Origin of the sequence: Aureibaculum koreense (assembly GCF_034296135.1) — a bacterium.
Taxonomy (GTDB): domain Bacteria; phylum Bacteroidota; class Bacteroidia; order Flavobacteriales; family Flavobacteriaceae; genus Aureibaculum.
In genome coordinates, this window is the sequence record NZ_JAXKVV010000008.1 from 56,208 (window position 1) to 79,430 (window position 23,223).

21 protein-coding genes and 1 other RNA gene are annotated in these 23,223 nt (G+C 34.2%); 9 read left to right on the plus strand and 13 right to left on the minus strand.

Annotated features, from left to right (window positions below; genetic code table 11):
- Nucleotides 1-32 precede the first annotated feature (32 nt).
- The 4 genes from UMM65_RS09195 to UMM65_RS09210 all read right to left on the minus strand — a co-directional run bounded on the left by UMM65_RS09195 (nt 33) and on the right by UMM65_RS09210 (nt 3,611).
- Nucleotides 33-1,583, minus strand: a complete 1,551-nt coding sequence (locus UMM65_RS09195; RefSeq protein WP_321976211.1) for a phospholipase D family protein — start codon at nt 1,581-1,583, stop codon at nt 33-35.
- A 32-nt stretch (nt 1,584-1,615) separates the two neighbouring features.
- Nucleotides 1,616-2,170, minus strand: coding sequence for a DUF1572 family protein (locus UMM65_RS09200; protein WP_321976212.1), 555 nt, complete (start codon nt 2,168-2,170; stop codon nt 1,616-1,618).
- Between the two features lie 88 nt (nt 2,171-2,258).
- Nucleotides 2,259-2,759 (minus strand): peptide-methionine (R)-S-oxide reductase MsrB, encoded by a 501-nt coding sequence (gene msrB, locus UMM65_RS09205; protein WP_321976213.1) that lies wholly within the window; start codon nt 2,757-2,759, stop codon nt 2,259-2,261.
- A 3-nt stretch (nt 2,760-2,762) separates the two neighbouring features.
- On the minus strand, nt 2,763-3,611 hold the full coding sequence (locus tag UMM65_RS09210; protein WP_321976214.1) for an alpha/beta fold hydrolase: 849 nt from the start codon (nt 3,609-3,611) through the stop codon (nt 2,763-2,765).
- Nucleotides 3,612-3,707: 96 nt separating this feature from the next.
- Here UMM65_RS09210 and UMM65_RS09215 point away from each other — a divergent pair, with 96 nt between their 5' ends.
- The gene (locus UMM65_RS09215; RefSeq protein WP_321976215.1) at nt 3,708-4,523 is read left to right on the plus strand and encodes a M48 family metallopeptidase; all 816 of its coding nucleotides are present in this window, start codon (nt 3,708-3,710) and stop codon (nt 4,521-4,523) included.
- 77 nt (nt 4,524-4,600) lie between these two features.
- Nucleotides 4,601-5,899 carry an MFS transporter gene (locus UMM65_RS09220; protein WP_321976216.1) on the plus strand — a complete coding sequence of 433 codons (1,299 nt, stop codon included), beginning with the start codon at nt 4,601-4,603 and terminating at the stop codon, nt 5,897-5,899.
- Nucleotides 5,900-6,017: 118 nt separating this feature from the next.
- On the opposite strand, the gene UMM65_RS09225 is transcribed toward UMM65_RS09220, so the two are convergent.
- Both UMM65_RS09225 and UMM65_RS09230 read right to left on the minus strand, forming a co-directional pair.
- Nucleotides 6,018-7,784 (minus strand): DEAD/DEAH box helicase, encoded by a 1,767-nt coding sequence (locus UMM65_RS09225; RefSeq protein WP_321976217.1) that lies wholly within the window; start codon nt 7,782-7,784, stop codon nt 6,018-6,020.
- Between the two features lie 303 nt (nt 7,785-8,087).
- Nucleotides 8,088-9,497: a TlpA family protein disulfide reductase gene (locus UMM65_RS09230; RefSeq protein WP_321976218.1), complete on the minus strand. Its 1,410-nt coding sequence runs from the start codon at nt 9,495-9,497 to the stop codon at nt 8,088-8,090.
- Nucleotides 9,498-9,632: 135 nt separating this feature from the next.
- Between UMM65_RS09230 and UMM65_RS09235 the strand changes: the two genes are divergently transcribed.
- On the plus strand, nt 9,633-11,258 hold the full coding sequence (locus UMM65_RS09235) for an ABC-F family ATP-binding cassette domain-containing protein (protein WP_321976219.1): 1,626 nt from the start codon (nt 9,633-9,635) through the stop codon (nt 11,256-11,258).
- A 119-nt stretch (nt 11,259-11,377) separates the two neighbouring features.
- On the opposite strand, the gene UMM65_RS09240 is transcribed toward UMM65_RS09235, so the two are convergent.
- The 6 genes from UMM65_RS09240 to UMM65_RS09265 form a co-directional block, all read right to left on the minus strand.
- On the minus strand, nt 11,378-11,725 hold the full coding sequence (locus UMM65_RS09240) for a DUF6515 family protein (RefSeq protein ID WP_321976220.1): 348 nt from the start codon (nt 11,723-11,725) through the stop codon (nt 11,378-11,380).
- A 67-nt stretch (nt 11,726-11,792) separates the two neighbouring features.
- The gene (locus UMM65_RS09245; protein ID WP_321976221.1) at nt 11,793-12,251 is read right to left on the minus strand and encodes a sensor of ECF-type sigma factor; all 459 of its coding nucleotides are present in this window, start codon (nt 12,249-12,251) and stop codon (nt 11,793-11,795) included.
- Nucleotides 12,251-12,841, minus strand: coding sequence for a hypothetical protein (locus UMM65_RS09250; protein WP_321976222.1), 591 nt, complete (start codon nt 12,839-12,841; stop codon nt 12,251-12,253). The genes UMM65_RS09245 and UMM65_RS09250 overlap by 1 nt, the downstream gene beginning before the upstream one ends.
- A gap of 39 nt (nt 12,842-12,880) precedes the next feature.
- A complete protein-coding gene (locus UMM65_RS09255; protein WP_321976223.1) occupies nt 12,881-13,420 on the minus strand; it encodes an RNA polymerase sigma factor in 540 nt (179 codons plus the stop codon).
- A 274-nt stretch (nt 13,421-13,694) separates the two neighbouring features.
- Nucleotides 13,695-16,154, minus strand: a complete 2,460-nt coding sequence (locus tag UMM65_RS09260) for a TonB-dependent receptor (RefSeq protein ID WP_321976224.1) — start codon at nt 16,152-16,154, stop codon at nt 13,695-13,697.
- Between the two features lie 318 nt (nt 16,155-16,472).
- Entirely contained in the window at nt 16,473-18,182 is a 1,710-nt protein-coding gene (locus UMM65_RS09265; protein ID WP_321976225.1) for a M23 family metallopeptidase, read from the minus strand.
- Between the two features lie 153 nt (nt 18,183-18,335).
- Here UMM65_RS09265 and UMM65_RS09270 point away from each other — a divergent pair, with 153 nt between their 5' ends.
- The 6 genes from UMM65_RS09270 to UMM65_RS09295 all read left to right on the plus strand — a co-directional run bounded on the left by UMM65_RS09270 (nt 18,336) and on the right by UMM65_RS09295 (nt 22,098).
- The gene (locus UMM65_RS09270) at nt 18,336-18,626 is read left to right on the plus strand and encodes a hypothetical protein (RefSeq protein WP_321976226.1); all 291 of its coding nucleotides are present in this window, start codon (nt 18,336-18,338) and stop codon (nt 18,624-18,626) included.
- A gap of 5 nt (nt 18,627-18,631) precedes the next feature.
- Nucleotides 18,632-18,922: a cell division protein ZapA gene (locus tag UMM65_RS09275; RefSeq protein ID WP_321976227.1), complete on the plus strand. Its 291-nt coding sequence runs from the start codon at nt 18,632-18,634 to the stop codon at nt 18,920-18,922.
- A 54-nt stretch (nt 18,923-18,976) separates the two neighbouring features.
- Nucleotides 18,977-19,101, plus strand: a non-coding RNA gene (ssrS, locus tag UMM65_RS09280) — 6S RNA.
- Between the two features lie 91 nt (nt 19,102-19,192).
- On the plus strand, nt 19,193-20,761 hold the full coding sequence (gene rny, locus UMM65_RS09285) for a ribonuclease Y (protein ID WP_321976228.1): 1,569 nt from the start codon (nt 19,193-19,195) through the stop codon (nt 20,759-20,761).
- A 48-nt stretch (nt 20,762-20,809) separates the two neighbouring features.
- Nucleotides 20,810-21,628 (plus strand): aminotransferase class IV, encoded by an 819-nt coding sequence (locus tag UMM65_RS09290; protein ID WP_321976229.1) that lies wholly within the window; start codon nt 20,810-20,812, stop codon nt 21,626-21,628.
- Nucleotides 21,629-21,645: 17 nt separating this feature from the next.
- Nucleotides 21,646-22,098 (plus strand): GNAT family N-acetyltransferase, encoded by a 453-nt coding sequence (locus UMM65_RS09295; RefSeq protein WP_321976230.1) that lies wholly within the window; start codon nt 21,646-21,648, stop codon nt 22,096-22,098.
- Nucleotides 22,099-22,309: 211 nt separating this feature from the next.
- Here the strand turns inward: UMM65_RS09295 and xerD are convergent, their stop codons facing one another.
- Complete coding sequence (gene xerD, locus UMM65_RS09300; RefSeq protein WP_321976231.1) at nt 22,310-23,206, minus strand: site-specific tyrosine recombinase XerD; 897 nt, start codon at nt 23,204-23,206, stop codon at nt 22,310-22,312.
- Nucleotides 23,207-23,223 lie beyond the last annotated feature (17 nt).

Sequence of the window (23,223 nt, forward strand, 5' to 3'; positions counted from 1 at the left end):
TATTGTTACTGATTATGGATATACAGTTAATTTTATAATATTTCTTTAGGTACAATTTTTCTTGTCCAAGCCTTAATTCGTTTTAATGTTTTAACTTCACTATCAGGGTTAAAGTCTAATGTGGTTTGCCAAGAGTTCTCTGGTTGAAATTCTATTTCCATACCTTTTAAAACGCCTTCGGTCACTTTTTTATCGCGGATAATTGCCAAGCATTCTGTATTCAGGTTGGCACTTCTGGGGTCTAAATTAAAAGTTCCAATTACAGTAGTTTCACCATCAACCACCATAGATTTTGAATGCAAACCAAAAATAGGTTTAAAATCTAGCTTTGCCTGTAACTCACCTGTCATTATTTTAAATCGCTCTTCTGCATCTGGTTTAAACTCATAGATTTCTACCCCGGTTTTTAATAGTGCATTTCTATCACGTTGGTAACCGCTAAATGCCTCTAAATTATCTGTTGAAGCCAAACTGTTGGTTAAGATTCTAATTTTTACACCACGCTTAATTGCATCTTTAAACAAATTTCGGCTTAATTCAGTAGTAATTAAATATGGTGTTTGAATATCAATGGATGACCTAGCATTTTTAACCAATTTTATTAAAGCATCGGTAGTATAACCGCCACCGCCCAAGCCTTCGGAGCCGTCATTTTTTCCTGGTGCATCTGATATAAATTCTACTTCACTTGTCCACACTAAATCACCAGATTCTTTTATGCTTTTAAAAGCGTGAGGTAAATTTTCAATCTGTGTTCTTATCTGTGGCCAAAAATTTTCAGGATTACAGGCATATTGGTGCAATCTTTCAAATCGGTTAGGGTCATCAAAATTTTCTGGTAGTTTATCTGCTAAGTCTTGAATAGGTACACTTAGATCATTGTTCCAAAATTGCTCAAAAGATTGTTCTACTTTTGGAGCTATTTTACCGAGCAAAAGTACATCCCTATCCCTAAAATTATATTCGTGGTCGTAGTCAAAATACTCATCCGCAATATTTCGTCCGCCAGTAATTACTACTTTACCGTCCACAACAAACGTTTTATTATGCATTCGCAAATTGGCTGTTCTAAAATCGGTGGCAAACTTTTTGAGCTTGCTCACAATACTTTTACCCAAATTAACCCCAGGGTTGTAAACTCTAATACTGATATTCTTATGGCTATCCATCATTAATATATCTTCCAACTCGGCATCGACCATAATATCGTCAACCAAAATCCGCACTTTTACACCACGATCCGCTGCTCTGACCAAATAATCGCAAGCTATTAAGCCAACATTGTCAGTTGAAAAAATAAAATATTGTATATCAATGGTTTTTTCGGCGTAATCTGTCAGCCAAGCACGTGTAATCAAAGAACCACCACCATCTTCCAAAACATACACGCCCGTTTTACTTTGCATTTCTGCCGATATATCTTCGAGTTCTTTAGAAAGACTTATAGAATCATTTCTATGGATGGTTTCGCAGAAATCTTGACTACTGCTAACTCCTTTAGAATTAGGTTTTTTACAATTGTTAAGCAATAGTAAACATAGAAATACCAATGGAAAATACTTCAAATATGGAATGTGAGTCATTGAATTTTTGATAGAATGTTTGGCTAAAGATACTATAAATCATCAGTAAAATGACCCCGATGCTTTTCATTATCAAACTTTTCTTTGTTATATGCAGAAGATTGATTTTTAGGTATGGAAAGACTTTTCCACTGATTGCCTTTTATTAATTTACCCACATAAACCAATTGCCCTGTATGATAAGCGTAATGGCATAATTGTCTATTGATGGCTTCCAAAACGGTATGCCCTTCGCTTCTAATGTAAACAATACGTTGTAAATCTTTGGGTTTAACTGGTTTTATGATTTCGAATAAACAGTTCCAACCCTTGTTCCAAGCAGTAACCATTTCAGCTTTTGAAGTGTAGGTATCTTCAAATTCCGTATCTCTGTGTCGCCATTCTTTTTCGCCATCTTCGGTATAAAAATTTGTCCAACGTGATAACATATTGCCTACAATATGTTTAACGATGATGGCAATGCTATTACTATCTTCATTAAACTGCCAATGAATTTCAGCATCATTAATTTGCTCAAAAGTTTTATCGCCCAAACTTTTATAATAGGCAAATTGCTTTTGAATACTTTCTATATAATTGGAGTCCATTTTATTGATAAAATTTCAAATAAATATAGTAAGACAACTTTGTTTACTCGGCATGTTCCCTTCCCTTCGGGGAGGGTTAGGGAGGGGCTTATTTTTTCTCAGCAGGAACAAATTTTATTGAGCTAGTATTTACACAGTAACGTTTACCTGTGGTTTCTTTTGGACCATCATCAAAAATATGACCTAGATGTCCATCACATTTTGTACATGTTATTTCAGTACGAATCATGCCGTGACTGGTATCCCTTGTAAAGTCTATAGTGCCTGGTATGGCATCATCAAACGATGGCCAACCACAGTTACTTTCATATTTACTACCTGACTTAAATAACTGTGCATCACATGCTCTACAGACATAGGTACCTTTTTCAAAATGTTTGGTATAGCCCCCATTTCCAGCTCTATCTGTACCTTTTTGGCGTAAAACATAATATTCTTGGTCGGTCAATTGAGCTTTCCATTCCGCTTCGGTTTTTACAATTTTGTCTTTGTTTTCAGTCATTTTTTTGTTTTCTTTTTTAGATTTTTGAGCATTGCCTGTGCAACTTGTCATTAGTGTAATAAATAATAAAGCGAGTATTTTTTTCATATTTTATTTTTTAAGAAAATCAATAATTCTAAAGATGGTATCATGGTCTCTTAATATTTTTCTATGCCCTAAACCGTTGGTAATTAAGAGTCTTCCATTTGTTAAGTTTTGACGTATTTTATAGGCAGAACTTACATCAACATCGTTATCTTGTGTGTCATGTACCACTAAAGTGGGAATAATAATTTTTTTAGCACTTTCAAGAGCTGCCAATGATTCAAGATCTACGTTAAATTTAGACTTTATTTGTTTTTTCATCAATTTAGCAACTTTAGGTTTTAAGTTCAGTTTTTTCACAAATAGATCTAAAATTTTATTGTTAGAACCTTCAATACCAATAACAACCAATTTCTTTAAAAATGAGTGTTTAGCCAAAGAAGCTAACAAAGTTATGCCTCCAAACGAATGACCTATTGCGGCTTCAAACGGACCGTATTTTTCGTTCAAATGCTCTAGTGTAGTAATACATTCCAATAAATTAGTTGTTTTTCCTGCAGAAAGACCATGTGCTGGTAGGTCAACACTAATAACCATCATTCCGTTTTCTAGTAACTTATCGGCAATCTCATAAAGTTGTGTTCCTCTTCCGGCCCATCCATGAACCAATAGTATTTTGGTTTTAGAAAAGCCGTACTCATAAATATTTACTTCCTTTTGGATAGACTGTATGTCAACCAAAATATTCTTTGCACTTTTTCGCATCATTTCCTCTCTTTCAGGTATCTTGAATTGCGGTGGTGTAACAAAAAGCTTGTTTACAAATTTTGCCGCTAATTTGGTAGAAAACAATTGTAATAATTGACCTGTACGAACAATAGAACTTGGAACTTCAAAAGTGTTTTTGTTTGGCATTAAGTTTGAATTAATAGCAGTAAAATTATACATTTACGAAGTTAATCAATTTTTGTATATTTACTTTTACAATTAAAAACTTTAAAAAATTAACACATGAAAAAAATAATTGCCTTAACTCTTGTATTGCTGTTTTTAATAAGCTGTAGTACCGTACCAATAACGGGTCGGAAAAGAGTAAATTTTGTAAGTGATGCTCAGGTGTTACCTATGGCTTTTGCTCAGTACAAGGGATTTTTAGAAGAAAACAAATTGTCTGATAATGCTGCTAAAACAAAGCAGATAAAAGATATTGGAGCGAGGATATCTCAGGCCGTTGATAGATTTATGCGTGTAAATGGTATGAAAGCTGAAGCAGATAGTTATAAATGGGAATTTAATTTGATAGAAGATGAAACTGTAAATGCTTGGTGTATGCCAGGAGGTAAAGTAGTTTTTTATACTGGCATTTTGCCTATCTGTAAAAATGAAGATGGTATTGCCGCAGTAATGGGGCACGAGGTAGCCCACGCCTTTGCGAAACATGGGCAAGAACGGATGTCAACAGGTACGCTTCAACAACTAGGTGGAGTAGCCGTGGCTGTAGCTACCGCAAATAAATCGCCTGAACAACAGCAAATTTGGAATACCGCTTATGGTATTGGTTCCACAGTTGGGGTTATGTTACCTTTTAGTAGAACACATGAGCGTGAAGCTGATAGATTAGGGTTGGTATTTATGATAATGGCAGGATATAACGGTGAGGAAGCGGCCGAAGTTTGGGTAAGAATGAGCGAACGTGGAGGCCAAGCACCACCGGAAATTTTAAGTACGCACCCATCAAACCAGTCTAGAATAGCTGATTTAAGAGCGTACTTGCCTAAAGCAAGGGTTATGGCGAAAAAATTTAATGCCAAAGCCTTAGCCAATTAAATTAATATTTATTAGTACATTGTAAGCCGTAATTCAATTGAAATACGGCTTTTTTGTTTATCAACCAACCCATTTCTATGTTAAAAAAAGGCGATAAAAAACTTATCAATGCTTGGTCATTTTACGATTGGGCAAATTCAGTTTATTCATTAGTGATTTCCACCGCAGTTTTTCCTATTTATTATGGAGTAGTTACCGAGAGCTATAAAACAGTTTCTTTTTTAGGAGGAAATTTTGACCCGATTACCTTGTACAATTACGCGTTGTCATTGTCTTTTTTAATTGTCGCTTTCCTTTCCCCAATTTTATCGGGTATTGCTGATTATACTGGAAATAAAAAGAAATTTTTAAAAGCATTTTGTTTGTTGGGATCGCTATCCGTAATGAGTTTATTTTTCTTTGAAGGAATTGATACCTTATGGGTAGGAATAGTTTTTACAATTTTAGCAAGTATAGGTTTTTGGGGAAGTATTGTTTTTTACAATGCTTATTTGCCCGAAGTAGCTTTTCCGGAACAACAAGATAAAGTGAGTGCAAAAGGCTTTATATTTGGATATACAGGTTCAATTCTATTGTTGCTAATCAACCTGATAATGATACAAAAACCAGAATGGTTTGGTTTTGTTGACAGTGCCATGCCCACACGATTAACTTTTGTATTGGTGGGTGTTTGGTGGCTAGGTTTTGCACAAATAACATTCAAAAGATTACCCAATAATGTATTTCATAAAAAACCGGAAAATGATTATATCTGGAAAGGATTTAGAGCCTTAAAACTGGTTTTTAAAGACTTGGTAAATTATCCGGCATTAAAGACATTTTTAACTTCCTTTTTCCTATTTAGTGTTGGCGTTCAAACCATAGTATTGATGGCGGGTGTATTTGGGTCTAAAGAATTGGGATTGCCAACTACAAATCTTATTGCGGCCATATTACTAGTTCAGATTGTGGCAATTGCTGGAGCCTTTATATTTTCTAGATTGTCAAGTAAATTAGGTAACATAGCTACCTTAAAAATAACTATTGCCATTTGGGGATTGGTATGCTTCTTGGCATTCTTACTTGATAAAAATCAAGAAGACGTGGATATTTACTTTTATGTTTTGGCCGGATTTATAGGGTTGGTTTTAGGTGCGATTCAATCTTTATCGAGATCAACATATTCTAAACTCTTGCCCGAAACTACGGATCACGCGACATATTTTAGCTTTTACGATGTAACCGAAAAAATAGCCATTGTATTGGGAACCTTCGTTTTTGGAGCGTTAATCACCATAACAGATTCCATGCAATGGAGCGTATTGTTTTTAGCGATTTTCTTTTTGACTTCTTTCATAGTGTTGAGTTTTGTAAAGAAAACGAAATATGTGAATTAGATGTAAGATTTGAGAAAAATTCTGAACTTATAACTCTGAACTTTTACCCGTCCGTAGCTTTTGCGAAGGCAGGCATAACTTTTTTCCTCGTACCTCGAATTTTGTACCTCTTACCTATTTACCGTTTCCCACTTCTCTTACCTCCACTAAAGCTACCTTTCTTTTTTCCACCTTTATAACCACCAGAGCTTTTACCCTTATAACCTCCACCACCTGAACGCCTATCTCTTCCTCCAGAATTTCTATTGCCACCAAAACCACGTTTTTTACCACTTCTTCTTCCACCGCCTTTTGGTTTTGTAGTTACTTCTACAATCAAAGATCTACCACCAAATTCAGCATGTTGAAATGATTCAACCACTTTATCGGCATAAGCTTTGTCAATTTCAAAAAAGGAAAAGCTTTTAAGAATTTCAATCTGTCCAATTTCTACATCTCTCTTTTTTAGGTTTTCGTTAATAAGACCCATTAATTTGGCAGGATTCAATCCATCCATTTTACCCAAATTTATATAAAAACGGGTAAAATTTTCATCGGTAATTCGTCTGCTTTTAGAATCATCGCCGTTTAGATCCTCTGCATCTTCGTAATACGATAAAAATTGGTTGAATTCAATAGAAACAAAACGTTTTATCAATTCGTTATGGTCAATATCTTTTAATTGGTCGTAAATGCTGTCTAAATAAGGACTGATCTGTTCGTCATTAACTTCAACATCTTTTACCTTTTCAATCAACTTGAACAATTGTCTTTCGCAAATTTCTTTACCGCCAGGTACTTGTTGGTGAACGAATTTTTTACCAATTTTATTTTCAATGGGTTTTAGGGCATTTTTTTCTCTGTTATTGATAATGGCAATGGAAATACCTTCTTTGCCGGCTCTGCCCGTTCTACCGCTTCTATGTGTATAATTTTCTGCCTGATCTGGTAATTTATAATTGATAACATGGGTTAAATCATCAACATCTAAACCTCTTGCTGCAACGTCTGTAGCTACTAAAATTTGTAAATGTTTTGCTCGGAATTTCTCCATTACAATATCTCGCTGAGCCTGAGATAAATCGCCATGTAAAGCATCTGCATTATAACCATCATCAATTAAATTTGCTGCTACATTTTTTGTTTCCCTTCGTGTTCTGCAAAATACGATAGCATAAATATCTGGGTTGACATCCGCCAATCTCTTTAGCGTAGGGTATCTATTTTTTTCAGAAACCAAATAATATTCGTGTGAAACTTTATCCGCACCAGCGTTCTTTTTTCCAGCACTGATTTCTACAGGTTTCATCATGTAGTTTTTAGCAATGGCATCTACTTCTCTAGGAAAAGTAGCGGAAAACAATAAGGTTTGTTTTTCTTTTGGGGTAACTTCTAAAACTTGGTCTAAATCATCCTTAAAGCCCATGTTCAACATCTCATCGGCTTCATCAAGTACCACCCATTTAATATCTTCTAGCTTTAGTTTTTTGCGTTTTATTAAATCAACGGTTCTACCGGGAGTTCCCACAACAATTTGAGCACCTTTTTTTAATCCGCGTATTTGTTCGTCAATATTGGCACCGCCGTACACGGTTACCACATTAACACGTTTTAGGTATTTGGAAAACTCTTCAATGTTTTTACCTATCTGAATAGCCAGCTCTCGCGTAGGCGACAAAATAATTGCTTGGGTGGACTTACTGTCAAAATCCAATTTTTCTAGAATTGGTAAACTAAAAGCAGCGGTTTTGCCGGTACCAGTTTGTGCAAATGCTTTTAAATCACTTTTGGAATTAATAATTTGCGGAATTGCTTGTTCTTGGATCGGAGTAGGTTTTTCATAACCTAGATCGGTTAAGGCATTGACAATTTCTTGGCGTAGGCCGAGTTCATTAAATAAAGACATATGTTAAAAATTTATCAAACTAAGGCTTCCCAATTGTGCTGTCTTAGCAGATAAATAAGCCTTTTTGTTTATGAGTGTGCAAAAGTAGGCTTATTTTAACGATTAATGCCCGTTTTTAAAATTAATTATAAGAAGCCTTTGCAGAACCTAACGCGAAAAGATTTATTAGCAGAAATTTACCTATTTGAGGCGAAAAATGAAGCTAATATCTAGATATTGGCAAGTTTTACAACGAAGAAGAGGTGAATTTAGGCAATAGATACTTCGATGGTAGGTTCTACAAAGGCTTCTATAAAGGTATAACTATTTGAGCTGTTTAAGCTGCTTTTCAAAACTGCGGTTGGCCAAATGTGTCAAATTGTTTTGAACTTTGCCCTCTTTGTCTATTATAATTGCTCTTGGAAAATTAATATCTAACCAATCTATACCTTTATCAATACGGTAATGACTGTTTTTATTCAATTTTTTTATTTTAATTAGGTTTTTCCATTCTTTTTCCTGGTAAGAAGATGTGAGACCAATAAATAAATAATTAGGATATTTTTTTTCTAAATAATTAAATCGTTTGGCAAAATTATCCATTTCACTAGAATCATCGGGCCAAGTACATATTACTGTATTTTTATTTTTAATGACCTTATTAAGCTCAACAATTTTATTCTCAAAGTTAAGAGGTGAGATGTCTGGAATTTTTTTTCCTTTTGGTAATTGCTTGGAAACCTCGATTAAATTGGATATAGCTGCTACACTCTTTTCATCAGTTGAATGGTCAAAAAATAAACGTGTTGCTCTTTCTTTTTCTTTAAGGGAAGTATTTTCATTTAATAAAGTGTACCAAATTCCAATATGCAAAAATTTATTTTTTACGGTCTCGTTTTTAACGTTTTCAAGTGCAGCTTGCATCATATTTACATCCAGATCGCTTTTAAAACTATCAAGTACCTGTTTCTCATACGCCAAATGGATCAAATAAGCTCTAACATAACTCTCATGTGGATAAAACCCTATTAATTCTTCATCATCTAGATTAATATTTTTCCTAAATTTAAAAAAGATCGGGTTAATTTCAGGATGTTTTTCTGACTTTAAGACTTTCATATTGTTATAAGGATAGATTTCCTTTTTCGTATAAGCAGGGTAGTTAATTGCTGCGTTTACTAATTTATCGAACAACACAGAATTTTCTGGAACTTCAGCTTTAAACTGTGAGTAAAGTAGGTTTTTTAATTTTAATACGGAGTCTATTTTTAGTTGGAACAAGCTGTCATTTAGCTTATAAAATTTATTGAACGATCTGTCTTCTTTTTGATTGATTAAGAATAAATTGATTAAAAAATTATTGCGTTCGGCACCTTTTCCACTAAAAACCAATGATTCGTCAAAGTCCCATGTGTTTAACCTAATTAACAAACTGTCACTAGGTTCCATATATAGATTTTGATATTCGTTGCCATGAACAAACTTGTAAAATCCTTCAGAAAATTTGTCTAATTTTATTAAGAATTTATTGTTGACACTCAACTTAGAGGAATCCAATAATTCATCGTTTTTATAAAAATAAACTTTATCGGATTTCGGATTGATAATTTGACCGCCAAAATAGGCAACATCTGTTTTGGTTTTATTCTTACAGCTCAAAAATAAAAGTGCAGAAAGCAATAAAAATAAAAATTTACCGGTAAAAAATAAATGTAATGGTTTCACCAAATTCATCAGGTTTTACTGAACAAGACAAAATTAGCCATTCATAATGCTAAATTTAGTTAATGTGATGTTAAATTATGGCTCTGTTAGTTTCGCTAATAACTAAGCATTCCTTACTTTTGCACGGAATTTAAAAAAACAAAAATGTTATCAGTTTCTAACTTATCGGTACAATTCGGAAAACGCATTTTATTTGACGACGTAAATACCATTTTTACGCAAGGCAATTGTTATGGAATAATCGGTGCGAACGGTGCCGGAAAATCTACTTTTTTAAAGATTATTTCAGGTGAGATAGATCCTACTTCGGGTACGGTTTCTTTAGAAAAAGGAAAGCGTATGTCGGTACTGTCGCAAGACCACAACGCTGCGGATGAATATCCTGTTTTGGAAACCGTGTTAAGAGGTAATAAACAACTTTTTAAGGTTAAGACTGAAATTGATGCTTTGTATGCTGATTATTCCGATGAAAATGCTGAAAAAATTGGTGAGCTACAAGTGGAATTTGAAGAAATGAACGGTTGGAACGCAGAGAGCGATGCCGCGGCGTTATTGTCGAATTTGGGAGTAAAAGAAGAACAGCATTATACATTGATGAAAGATTTGGACGGTAAGGCAAAGGTACGTGTGCTATTGGCACAGGCCTTATTTGGAAATCCGGATGTGCTGATTATGGATGAGCCTACCAATGATCTGGATTATGAAACCATTAAATGGTTAGAAAACTTTTTGGCCAATTATGAAAACACGGTAATTGTCGTTTCGCACGATAGGCACTTTTTAGATGCCGTTTGTACGCATATTTCTGATATTGATTTTGGAAAGATTAATCACTATTCCGGTAATTATTCTTTTTGGTACGAATCTAGTCAATTAGCTGCTCGTCAACGTTCTCAGCAAAATAAAAAGGCTGAAGAAAAGAAAAAGGAATTGGAAGAGTTTATCCGTCGTTTTTCTGCTAACGTTGCTAAATCTAAGCAAGCAACCAGTAGAAAAAAGATGATTGAAAAATTGAATATTTCTGATATAAAACCATCTAGCAGACGTTATCCTGCTATAATTTTTGAACGAGAGCGTGAGGCTGGTGATCAAATATTAAATATTGAAGGATTGCAAAAATCAATTGACGGTGAATTGTTATTTGATAATATCAATATCAATTTGGCCAAAGGAGATAAAGTGGTAATTTTCTCAAAAGATTCTCGTGCGGTTACCGCATTTTTTGAAATTATTAATGGAAATATGAAACAAGATGCAGGAAAGTTTGCTTGGGGCGTAACTACCACACAAGCGTATTTGCCTTTGGAAAATTCACATTTCTTCGATAATAATTTGAGTTTGGTCGATTGGTTAAGGCAATGGGCAACTACCGAAGAAGAACGCGAAGAAGTCTATATTCGTGGATTTTTAGGGAAAATGATTTTTAGTGGAGAAGAAGCCCTTAAAAAATGTAATGTCCTTTCAGGTGGTGAAAAAGTTCGCTGTATGTTATCAAGAATGATGATGTTGAGAGCCAATGTGCTGATGTTGGATGAACCTACCAACCACTTGGATTTAGAATCAATTCAAGCTTTTAACAATTCGCTTAAAAACTTTAAAGGAACTGTGTTGTTCGCAACGCACGATCATGAATTTGCACAGACGGTTGCCAACAGAGTAATAGAGCTAACACCATCTGGAGCAATTGATAGGTATATGACCTTTGATGATTATTTTGAAGATAAGAAGATAAAAGAGCAACGAGAGAAAATGTATATGGTTACGAGTTAAATAGTTCAGAGTAATGCCCGCCTTCTCCGCCAGTTGGCGGATACGGACGGGTAAAAGTTCAGAATTTGGGAAAAGCCAGAAAAAGCTGCCAACTGCCAACTGAACACTGCCTACTAAAACTACGGTCTCGCTACTTCGTACATTCCGTTTTTTAGTTTTTTATAAAAAATTCCTTTTAACGTATAGTATTTAGTGCCTCCCAAAACCTTAGTTGTGCAACCTTTGGGTAAGTTTTTAAGTCTAGCACCTTTAGGGGCCGTTCTCAACACAAATTTTTTGTTAATTTTTGCATACCAAACACCATCAATAATGTAATAATCAATATCTTTAAAAGTGATTTTTTCTGGTGTTTTTTCCGAACTGTTTATGGTAGCTTTTTTTGAAGTGTCCGTTTCAGATTGTGCGTTTATACTACAAACTGAGAACATAGCAAAAGCCAAGAAGGCAATTAATTGTAATTTTTTCATCTTTTTCTTTTCTTTTTTCGGGTGCAAATTTAAAAAATAACATCATCTTACCAAATTGAATGGTAAATTAGTTTCTTTCCGGATTACCTGCTCTATTTCTAAATCGTTTCAGTAGCTCCTTATTAAAATTTTGTTCTGCACTTATTAATTTTATCATTTTTTTAGCCGATATAACACCAGTTAAATCCTTTTTTAATTTTTCTTTGGCTTCAGCCACTTTAACATCAATCTCTAAAAATTCTTCTAAAATTGTATCTGCTTCTGCATTACTTAATTTGTCAACACCACCTGCAGCTCTAATTTTTCTAAATATTTGTCGCGTTTTCGCAATTTTAATTTTCTGATATTCTTTTTCATACGCATTATAAACTGGCCAAAACTTTTCAGCTTCGTCAGAAGTTAATTCCAATGCATCTGTAATAAAAGCGGTTTTGTAAGCTTTTATTTTGTCGTTATCATTACGTTGGGCAAATCCCATGAACACCGTAAATAATAATATTCCAAATATGAATTTTTTTATATTCATCAATTTTCTAGTATTAAGCTTTCAATATCCGTGCCATTTAAGTAGTCTTCTATATCTTCTTCTTCAAAAATAGGTTGACTTTCCAATTCTACATCATCAAATACTTCGGTAATTTCGTAAGTGTCAAAGGTAATTAAATCATCATCAATCCATTGTTCTATTTCAGTTGAAGCCAATTGGTCTAAATTAACATCTTTGGTTGTTTGATTGTAATTTATAAAAATAAACAGTAATAATGAAGCCGCCGCAGCAATTGGGATTAATCTTTTTAAGAAAACAGTCTTAAAATTAATTACTTTGGGTTCTTCTTGTTTGTTTTTAATAGTTTTTAAAACTTTATCTTCAACAGTTTCTAGATAATTTTCAGGAACTTTAAATCCTGTTTCTTTTTTAGTTTTTTCAAGATTTAGTTTTTCGAACAAACTGTCTTCTACAGAATCAAAATATCCACTAGGACTTTTAAATCCCTCTTTTTTAGGAAAATTATCACTAGACATTTTGACAAAAACAGAATCCTCAAACGTCTCAAAATAATCTTTTGGCGTTTTAAATCCTGATTTTTTAATATTTTCTAGTTTACTTTTCTTCATTTTAATTTTAGACTCTGTTTTATTGGAATAGTTTAAAAGTTATTCTGTTATATATTTCTCTATCTTTTTTACTGCATGATGGTATGAGGCTTTTAACGCACCTACCGAGGTTTCCAAAATATCGGAAATGTCTTGATATTTCATAGCATCAAAATATTTCATATTAAATACCAATTGTTGTTTTTGTGGTAATGTAGCAATGGCCTTTTGTAATTTGAGTTGAATTTCATCACCATTAAAATACACATCAGATTCTAAATTCTGTACCATTTTGCCTTGCAGTTCATTAACATCAACATTTTGTATTTTAGCCCTTTTATTAATAAAGGTAATGGACTCGTTGGTGGCAATTCTATACATCCAAGAGTAAATTTTACTTTCTGCATTAAATTTATCAATATTTCTATACACTTTAATAAAAGTATTCTGTAAAACGTCATCGGCATCGTCATGAGAGATCACTATTTTACGTATATGCCAATACAAACGCTCTTTATATAAAGACATAAGCCCGCTAAACGCTTTTTCTTGTGTTAGCGGGTTTTTCAATTCCGATATGAGTTCAGTTTCGGCTATCAATAAATAGATTTTGTCTTTAGACTAATAACGTTGAGAAAGGTTTAAAATTGGATTTAAAGAATTTCTCTGTCTGTGGTTTGTAGTTTGTGGTTGATAAGTTATACCACGGAGATTCACAGAGAAACGCAGAGATTCACAGAGAATTTCTTAGGACCTAAAAACTACGCGTTCTAAGTTCCCTTCCCTTTCCGCGTGTCGCCATAGCTTTGCCGCGTTCGCTAAAAGCTTTAGCGGTTGCGAAGCGGAGGCACAGGGAAGGGCTAGGGATGGGCTTTTACAACCCGATCTTCAATTTCACATTCAACACCCTGCCCGACAAAAAATTAGGGATGCCTATTGACCGTGATGAAGCAATATCTCTAACCCAAGTATTGGTTATTGAATTTTGTACGTCAAACATATTAAAGAGCTCTATACCTAAAGAGAATTCTTTAAAATTTTTTAACCATTTGATGCTGGTCGTGTTTTCAGCATCTTTAAAAACATAAGAAATACCAATATCCGATCTAAAATAATCTTTTAATCTATTTTGAAAAATATAAGGATTGGCATACGAAGGTGAACCGCCCGGAACTCCCGTATTATACACCATATTCAAATACATTTTTAAATTGGGGTAATTAGGAACATAATCTTGAAATAACACGGCAAATTTCAATCGCTGATCGGTAGGCCGTGAAATATAGCCTTGATTATCAATATTTTCTTCAGTTTTTAGATAGCCAAAACTAAAGTAAGATTCCGTACCTTCTACAAATTCCCCATTGATACGGGCATCAAATCCCATAGCATAGGCTTTGGCATTGTTTTTTGCACGATATCGGATTTGGACATTATCAACGGTAAACGGGTTCACATCCGATAGGATTTTATAATAGGCTTCGGTTACGAGTTTAAAGGGTCTGTTCCATAATTTAAAACTATAATCATTGCCCAATACAAAATGAATAGAACGTTGTGCTTTAACTTCTGGATGTACCATACCTAATGAATCTCTTAATTCTCTATAAAACGGGGGTTGATAATAATACCCACCTGATGCCCTAAAAAGCATGTCTTTTTCCCAATCGGGTTTTATGGCAAGTTGTGCTCTGGGACTTATAACTGTATGCCCTTTTTCTTCAATACCTTCTGCTTTTACCTTCCAATTTTGAGCTCTAACACCAGCATTAAACCATAATTGATGATCCCCAATATAGGTTGACATGCTCCACTGTCCAAAACCTGATATTCTGTTGATTTGAACGTTATTTGTAGCTCTAATACTTGTAAAAGGCACGATTGGCCCAGTATAAGGATTGTAAGGTTCGTCGTTGCGTGGTAATAGATGCGGAGGTCGCAATGAAAACCCTGCGGAGTCTATCACTTCCCATTCAATAATTCTATCTTTTATGTCTTCCAATTGGTATTTTGCTCCAAACTCAAAAAGATGTTTGTCCTTTTTCAACGTCGCTTTCAGTTGAATATTTCTAATTAAAGCGTCTAAATCGTTTCTGGCATGATCTAGTTGAGAGCCAATGGCTTGTGAAAATTCAACATCGCCAAAATTGTCACTGCCAAAATCGGCATTTACGTCACCAATACCGTAAAATGCTAAAATATCGTAATGTTCTTCTTCTTGGGTGTTATAGGCGGATGAGGTCAGTTCTAACTTAAGATTTTCATTTACCAAGTAGGTACCTTTTAAAGCACCAAAAAGTGTTAAATACTGGTCGATTTCTTTACCTCTATAATTTACTACTAAAGCCTTTGGCTCAGCTAATGTCCCAAATTTCGTTTGTCGGCTTATGGGTGTATATTTATAATTATTTAAGGAGAAGTTTCCTAAAAAATCTAAACTTAACCGATTATTAAATTGATAGGAAATATACGTCTGAACATCCGTAAAATTGGGTTTAAAATTGGTTTCAATATCCTTTTTATTGACAAATAGACTGTTATTTCTATATCTAGCACCTAAAATTGCCGAGAGTTTATTGTCTTTAGAAATTCCTTCAACGGTTAAACTTCCGCCAAGTAAGCTTGCCTCTAATCCAACTGCAAATTCTTTAGGTTTTTTATAGGTGATATCTAAAACAGACGATAATTTATCACCATATTTGGCTTGAAATCCTCCTGCCGAAAATTTTACATTTTGCGTTAGGTTTGGGTTAACAAAACTTAACCCTTCCTGTTGCCCTGATCGCACCAAAAAAGGACGATAGACTTCAATGCCATTAACATAGACCAAATTTTCATCATAATTTCCTCCTCTAACATTGTATTGTGTGCTCAATTCGTTATTACCACTAACGCCCAAACCAATATTTTTTAAAGTGCCTTCAATGCCAGAATTGGCACTTGGTAAATCATTTATAGTTTCTATGGGTACTTTGTCAATGCCCTGAGCCTCATCTTTTTTGTCTTTTATGGTAACCGTTTCTATTTCTTCGATTTTTACTTTAAGTTTAGGAGAAAAAAACAAGTTTCTGTTTTTAGGAACTTTTACTTTTTTATTGATTGAGGTAAATGCAATATGGCTAAACGTTATGGTGATTTCAACATTTGCAGGAATAGTAAGTTCGTATTTGCCTTTGCTGTCGGTTGTAGTTCCTTGTTGATTGTAAGTTACAGAAACATTATCAACAGGTTTGCCATCTTCATCTTTTACCGTACCTTTTATAGTTGCCGTTTGGGCAAAAGCAAAGGTGACGAGTAAAAAAAATAGGGCTAAAAAAGAAATTGATGCTTTCAACAATGATTGTCTTTGGTAAAATATAATTTTAGTACTTCAATCGGCTCTTGATTATGATTTTTTAGTTGCTTAATTGAATTGAGGTTACTCAAAACGTCAATTCGAGTGTTTTCTTTAGAGCGACAGCGGAAAAGAAAATGTATCGAGAAGCTGTTCTCGATACGATGCGTAACCTTTACATTAAGCAAATTACATTCCAGAAGCATCACTCGAACTGACATTAGAACTAAAAAGTAGTTTTATCTTCAAATTCCAGTTTCAGAAACTCATAACTCGTACCTTTTTTCACTTCCGTCTTAACGCTTCGGGCTTCCTTCTTTATTTAGTATTAAACGTTGCAATATACACATTAGTATTGTTTACATTATCAACAACCGTTAGTTTTAACTTGTGTTTGTTGCCCTCTAATTTACCGTCGTTAAAATCGTAAGTAAGCATGTTTTTTTTCGGTTCATATTCAAAAAGTACCCATTTTCCATTTATTTCGCCACGGTACGATTTTATTCCCGAAAGATTATCGGTTATTTTCAATTTCAAATAACGGTATTTTGAAAGCCATTGTTTATCCTTAAAATTGGTGGGGCTAATTTTAGGAGCAATAGAATCGATAGCCAATGTATAATTTCCTAAACTTCTACTCAATGTATAAAGTTTGTTATCTTTTCGTTTGGTGGAAGCATAAGATAATCTCCCTTTTTTATTAATTGATGCTATGATAACCTGTTTCTTATCCTTGGCGGGATAATCGGAAATGTCAAAAGTCAATGTAAAGTTACGGTGCAAGGGAATTCCACCGTTATGCAATTTTACAATTTTGCCATCATAGTCAAAATCAAAATAAATATCCTTGTAGAAACTATTTTTAGGAAAAGCAACACTTACATTTTCCTTATTGAGTTTGTTAAACTCGTATGCCCTAAAGAAATGAGGTGTTTTTTCAATAGCTTTTTTAACAATTTTATCTGCTTTTTTTCCTTTTATGGGGATAATCAGCTTGGTGATGTTTCCCTTAAAATCTTTCGCAATAACTTCAATGTTGTACGATAATCCGTCTTCAATGTTAATGTAGCCATTGTTTTCCAAAGCTCTGTAAATGCTCAATTTATTGGAAGGTTCTACAAAGCACTTTTGAATTTTTTGCCTTTTCTGATAGTATCTTTCATAATCTACTAGTGTATTAATGTAACGTGTTTCGGCAAAACTAAAAGTATTCACTTCGTGCTCATATACCTTTTTGCCGTTTACGGTCATTTGCAAATTAAAAATACCGTTATTGTTCAAAGCTCCATCCAATTTATCGACTGCGTTAACACCTATTCCGATTTTTCCATAAGCCTCGATCGGATTGGCAACCAAGTTGCCGTTTTTATTTTTAATGATAAGTTCCTTAATATCGTTTGTGCCATCTACATGGGTAGAATCCCCAAAAGAATATACAACCCCCGCTCTAATAAGCGGATTTTGAGAATCTGGAATGTCAATACCAAAAAACATTGGGTTTATTGGGTTTGATTTGCCGTCACGAATTTCAAAATGTACATGTGGCCCGCCAGAACTGCCCGAATTACCACTGTAAGCAATGAGTTTTCCTTTTTCAACTTTTAGTTCATTGGCTTTGGGAAATAGTTCCAATGTGTAACTCTCTTTTGCGTACTGATGTTTTTTAACATACATCTCAATTTCGGGAGCAAACTTTTTTAAATGCCCATATACAGAAGTATATCCGTTGGGATGTGTAACGTACAAGGCTTTACCATAGCCCCAATGTTGTATTTTTATTCGAGAAACATAGCCATCAGCAATACCTACCACGTTTAATCCCTCACGTTGTTGCGTCTTTATATCTAATCCTCCATGGAAATGATTGGTACGCAATTCACCAAAGGTACCCGATAAAATCAAAGGCACCTCCAAAGGGCTTCTAAAATAATCTTTAGGATAATTAGCTTGTGCAAAACCGTTTAAAAAGCTAAATAATACTATACTGATCGATAAAATTCTTCTCATGATAGCGGCAAAAATAATCATTCAAAATTGAATTAAAAAATATTATAAATGACTATAATTAATATGCTGATTATCAATATTTCAAGCTTAATATTCAATAATAATTTAAAAAACCTTGGTTAATTCTAAATAGAACACTAAATTTGTTGATAATGTTTAGAATCTCTGTATTTAATGAGTAACGTTTTAGAAATAGTTGATTCACTGCAAGGTAAGCTTGAAAACTTACTGACCAAATATGAATTATTGAAGATAGAAAACCAACAATTGTTGGAAAAAAGCGAAAAATTAGTTCAAGAAGTTCAAAAAGGGCAAGAATCTTTAAGTGCTATTGAAAATAAATACGAATCATTAAAGGTTGCAAATGCGATGGTAGGCTGCAAAGAGGATAAGCATACAACAAAATTGAAAATAAATACATTAATACGCGAAATTGATAAGTGCATATTGCAGTTAAGTGAGTAAGCCCAATGGATGAGAAGTTAAGAATAAAAGTAACTATTGGCGATAGAGTTTATCCTTTAACAATAAATAGTGAAGGTGAGGAGGAAGGCGTGAGAAAAGCTGTAAAGAAAATAAACGATTTGATAAAACGTTTTGAGGAGAACTATGAAGTAAGGGATAAGCAAGACGTTTTAGCTATGTGTGCATTGCAATTTGCATCTTTACAAGAAGTGAAAAGTATTTATAACGACCAAGATGGTGAAGAGATAGAAAAAAAATTACTTGAAATGAGCTCGGTTTTAGATGCTCATTTATAATACGTTCTTTAAAATATAACAATTACTGCCTACATTTAGTTATTTGTTCATTAAACTCAACATTATTTTTTTAAAAAGGGTGAGTCTAAGCTAGTAAAGCATGCCGTATGTGTAAATTCATTTACCATCGCGGATTCTTGATCAGCCAGTTAGCCCTAAACTTGTCTTACAAGGAGTTTAAAAAACCTTTCTAGATGTAGGCTTTTTTTATGAACTCATTTTAAATACTGAAATGGGTTCCAATATACCAATTTACCTAAAACTAAAACAATGGAAGGAATGATATTACCAATAATAATTGGTATTGTAGTAGGTTTGATAATCGGTTTTGTTATTGCAAAAACCCTTGAAAAAAACAAAGCATCGGCAATTTTAAAAGATGCAAAAAAGCAAGCCTCATCAATTATTAAAACAGCTACAACAGACGCTGAAGTCTTAAAAAAAGATAAAGTATTACAGGCGAAAGAAAAATTTATCGAATTAAAGGCTGAACATGAAAAAGTGATTCTAAGCAGGGATAAAAAAGTTTCTGAAGCCGAAAAAAGAATACGTGAAAAAGAGTCTAAAGTAGCCCAAGAACTTGATAAAACTACCAAACTAAATAAAAAACTAGAGGAAAAAGCGGCCGACTACGACTACAGAATCGAATTCTTGGAAAAGAAACAAGCCGAGGCCGAAAAATTACATAAAAAGCATGTTGAGCATTTAGAAGTAATTTCTGGGCTTTCCGCAGAAGATGCTAAAAAAGAGTTGGTTACATCTTTAAGAGAAGAAGCCAAAACGGATGCTATGAGCTATATCCAAGACACACTTGAAGAGGCTAAATTGACTGCCCAACAAGAAGCAAAGAAAATAATTTTAAGTACAATTCAGCGTATTGGTGTTGAACAAACCGTTGAAAATTGCGTCTCTGTTTTTAATTTAGAATCTGATGACGTTAAGGGTAGGATTATTGGCCGGGAAGGCCGTAATATTAGGGCGTTGGAATCTGCCACAGGAGTTGAAATTATTGTTGATGATACACCGGAAGCTATCATACTTTCTTGTTTTGATCCAATCCGTAGGGAAATTGCTAGGTTATCGTTGCATAAATTGGTTACTGATGGTAGAATTCACCCAGCCAGGGTAGAAGAAATTGTAGCCAAAACTTCAAAAGAAATAAACCAAGAAATTGTTGAAGTGGGTAAACGTACCGTAATTGATTTGGGAATACACGGTCTGCATCCAGAGCTTGTAAAAGTGGTGGGCAGAATGAAATACCGTTCTTCTTACGGACAAAATTTATTACAGCACTCGCGTGAAGTTGCCAACCTTTGTGCCTTAATGGCAGCGGAATTGGGCTTAAACCCTAAAGTGGCCAAAAGAGCTGGATTATTACATGATATTGGTAAAGTTCCTGAAACGGAAAGCGAGTTACCACACGCTTTATTGGGTATGGAATGGGCTCAAAAATACGGTGAAAAACCTGATGTTTGCAATGCCATAGGTGCACACCACGACGAAATTGAAATGAAATCTTTATTTGCTCCGATAGTTCAAGTTTGTGATGCCATTTCGGGTGCGAGACCAGGTGCAAGACGCCAAGTATTAGATTCTTATATCCAAAGGTTAAAAGACTTGGAGAATGTTGCTTTTGGTTTTACCGGTGTACAAAAAGCCTATGCAATTCAAGCAGGTAGGGAGTTGCGTGTTATCGTTGAAAGTGAAAAAGTAGATGACATAAAAGCATCTGAACTATCCTTTAATATTTCGCAAAAAATTCAGAATGATATGACCTATCCCGGTCAGGTTCGTGTAACGGTAATTAGAGAGACGAGAGCGGTTAATATAGCTAAGTAAAGCCCACCCTAACCCTCCCGAAGGGAGGGAACTTATGACGTGTAATACATGCCTATTTTGAAAGGATTCGTTAACGACAAGGTAATTGATTGCGACAACGCCCAAATAAGTGCTTATGATCTGGGCTTGAACAGAGCCTATGCCGTTTTTGATTTTTTTAGGATGGTCAATGGAAAGTTCCGATTTCTAGAGGATCATTTGGACCGGTTTATCAATTCCATTCAGCTTTCTAAAATCCCTAATCCTTATACTAAGGATGAGTTGCGTAATAAAATTCTAGAGTTACAAGCTGTCAATAAAGTACAACATGGTTATATTAGGATTACTTTAACCGCAGGTTCATCATCAAATTTTGGGACTTTATCAACTTCTACTTTAATTATTTTATCTGGTATTTTAAGCGTAAACAATCCAAGTGATTATACAGAAGGCATTAAACTACTCAGTAAAAATCACCAAAGAACTTTCCCTAAAATTAAAAGTACCGATTATTTTTTCCCTCAAATGTTGCATCAAGAACTAAAAGAATCACAAGCAACGGATGTTTTATATTATACAGATTATGTTACCGAAACTTCTAGGGCTAATGTTTTTGTTGTAAAAAATGGAGAAATTTCAACTCCAAAAGAAAATATTTTAGAAGGCATTACCCGGAAAAAATTATTGAAGATGAAGCCATCAATAACCTTAGCGGATATTACTATCGCAGAATTGTACGATGTGGATGAAGTATTTATTACAAGTTCTAGCAAAGAATTGATGCCTGTTGTACAAATTGATGATAAATTAATCGGTAACGGAAAAGTGGGAGAGGTTTACAAAGACTTACATACTCAATTTTCAAAATTTTGCCTGAAAGAAAATTAACGATAAATTAGTAGGCAATGATAAAGCTGGTTAGAACCAATTCTAAAAATAAAGATTTTATCGATTTGGTAAAATTACTAGATGCCGATTTAGCCATACGCGATGGTGAAGACCACGATTTCTACAATCAGTTCAATAAATTGGACAGTATTAAACATACTGTAGTTTTGTATGAAAATGAAATTCCTTTGGGTTGTGGAGCTATCAAAGAATTTGAGTCCAATATAATGGAAGTGAAAAGAATGTTTACTTTGCCTAAAAGTAGAGGTAAGGGTATTGCATCACAAATACTTACCGAGTTGGAAAATTGGGCAAAAGAATTAAATTTTAAAAAACTAATTCTAGAAACGGGTGTAAATCAACCCGAAGCTATCGCTCTGTATGAAAAAAGCGGTTTTAAGCGAATATCCAACTATGGGCAATATGCTGGTGTTGAAAATAGTTTTTGTTTTGAGAAAATTCTGGACTAATAATTTGATGCTATTGTCATTGCGAAGGCATTTGAAAAAATTTTATCATTGAACGACTATGTAATATGCCTGTGGCAATCTCATTAATATAACAAGAATTATTTTCGCTACTTCTGACCAAACACGGCCAACTGCTTAATGAGATCCCGAACCTTACTCTGTTCGTCCGGGATGAGCGATTCACACCACGCGAAAAGCGTGGGTTCTCTGCTCATTTCCTCGGATGATATTTCTCCACCACTTCCTTTAAAAAAGTTTTGTCAACATGCATATAAATTTCTGTGGTGGTAATGCTTTCGTGCCCCAACATTTGTTGGATGGAACGCAAATCGGCTCCATTTTCCAATAAATGTGTAGCGAATGAATGTCTAAAAGTATGTGGACTTACAGTTTTGCCGAGATCGGCTTTTAGTGCCAAATCTTTTATAATCATAAAAATCATATTTCGGGTTAACTGTTTTCCTCTTCTGTTTAAGAATAAGGTATCTTCAAATCCCTTTTTTATACTGATATGACTTCTAATTTGTTTGATGTAGATGGTAATGTATTTCTGTGTTTCAATGTTTATAGGCACAAAACGTTCCTTGTTTCCTTTTCCAGTGACTTTTATAAAGCCCTCGGCAAAAAACAAATCTGATATTTTTAAAGTTATTAATTCTGTAACGCGTAAGCCGCAGCTGTACAAAGTTTCAAGCATAGCTCTATTGCGTTCGCCTTCGGGCGTACTTAAATCAATTTGTTTTATTAACAGGTCAATTTCTTCCAAAGCCAAGGTATCAGGAAGTTTTCTTCCAATTTTTGGAGTTTCTAAAATTTGAGTGGGATTGTCCTTTCTATAATTTTCGAAAATCAGATAATCAAAAAAGCTACGTAATCCCGATATAATTCTCGACTGGCTTCTGGCATTTACTTCTTTAGAAACGCTGTAAACAAATTGTTGGATGGTTTCATCAGAAATTGTTTTTGGAGAGATTTTAATTTCATTTACTTCCAAAAAAAAGATTAATTTTTCTACATCACGGGTATAACTCTCAACAGAATTGGCAGATAGACCTCTTTCAATTTTTAGGTACAATTGGTAATCTTGTAAAGCGTTTTGCCAAGTCATTTGCAGGTGTTAGTTTT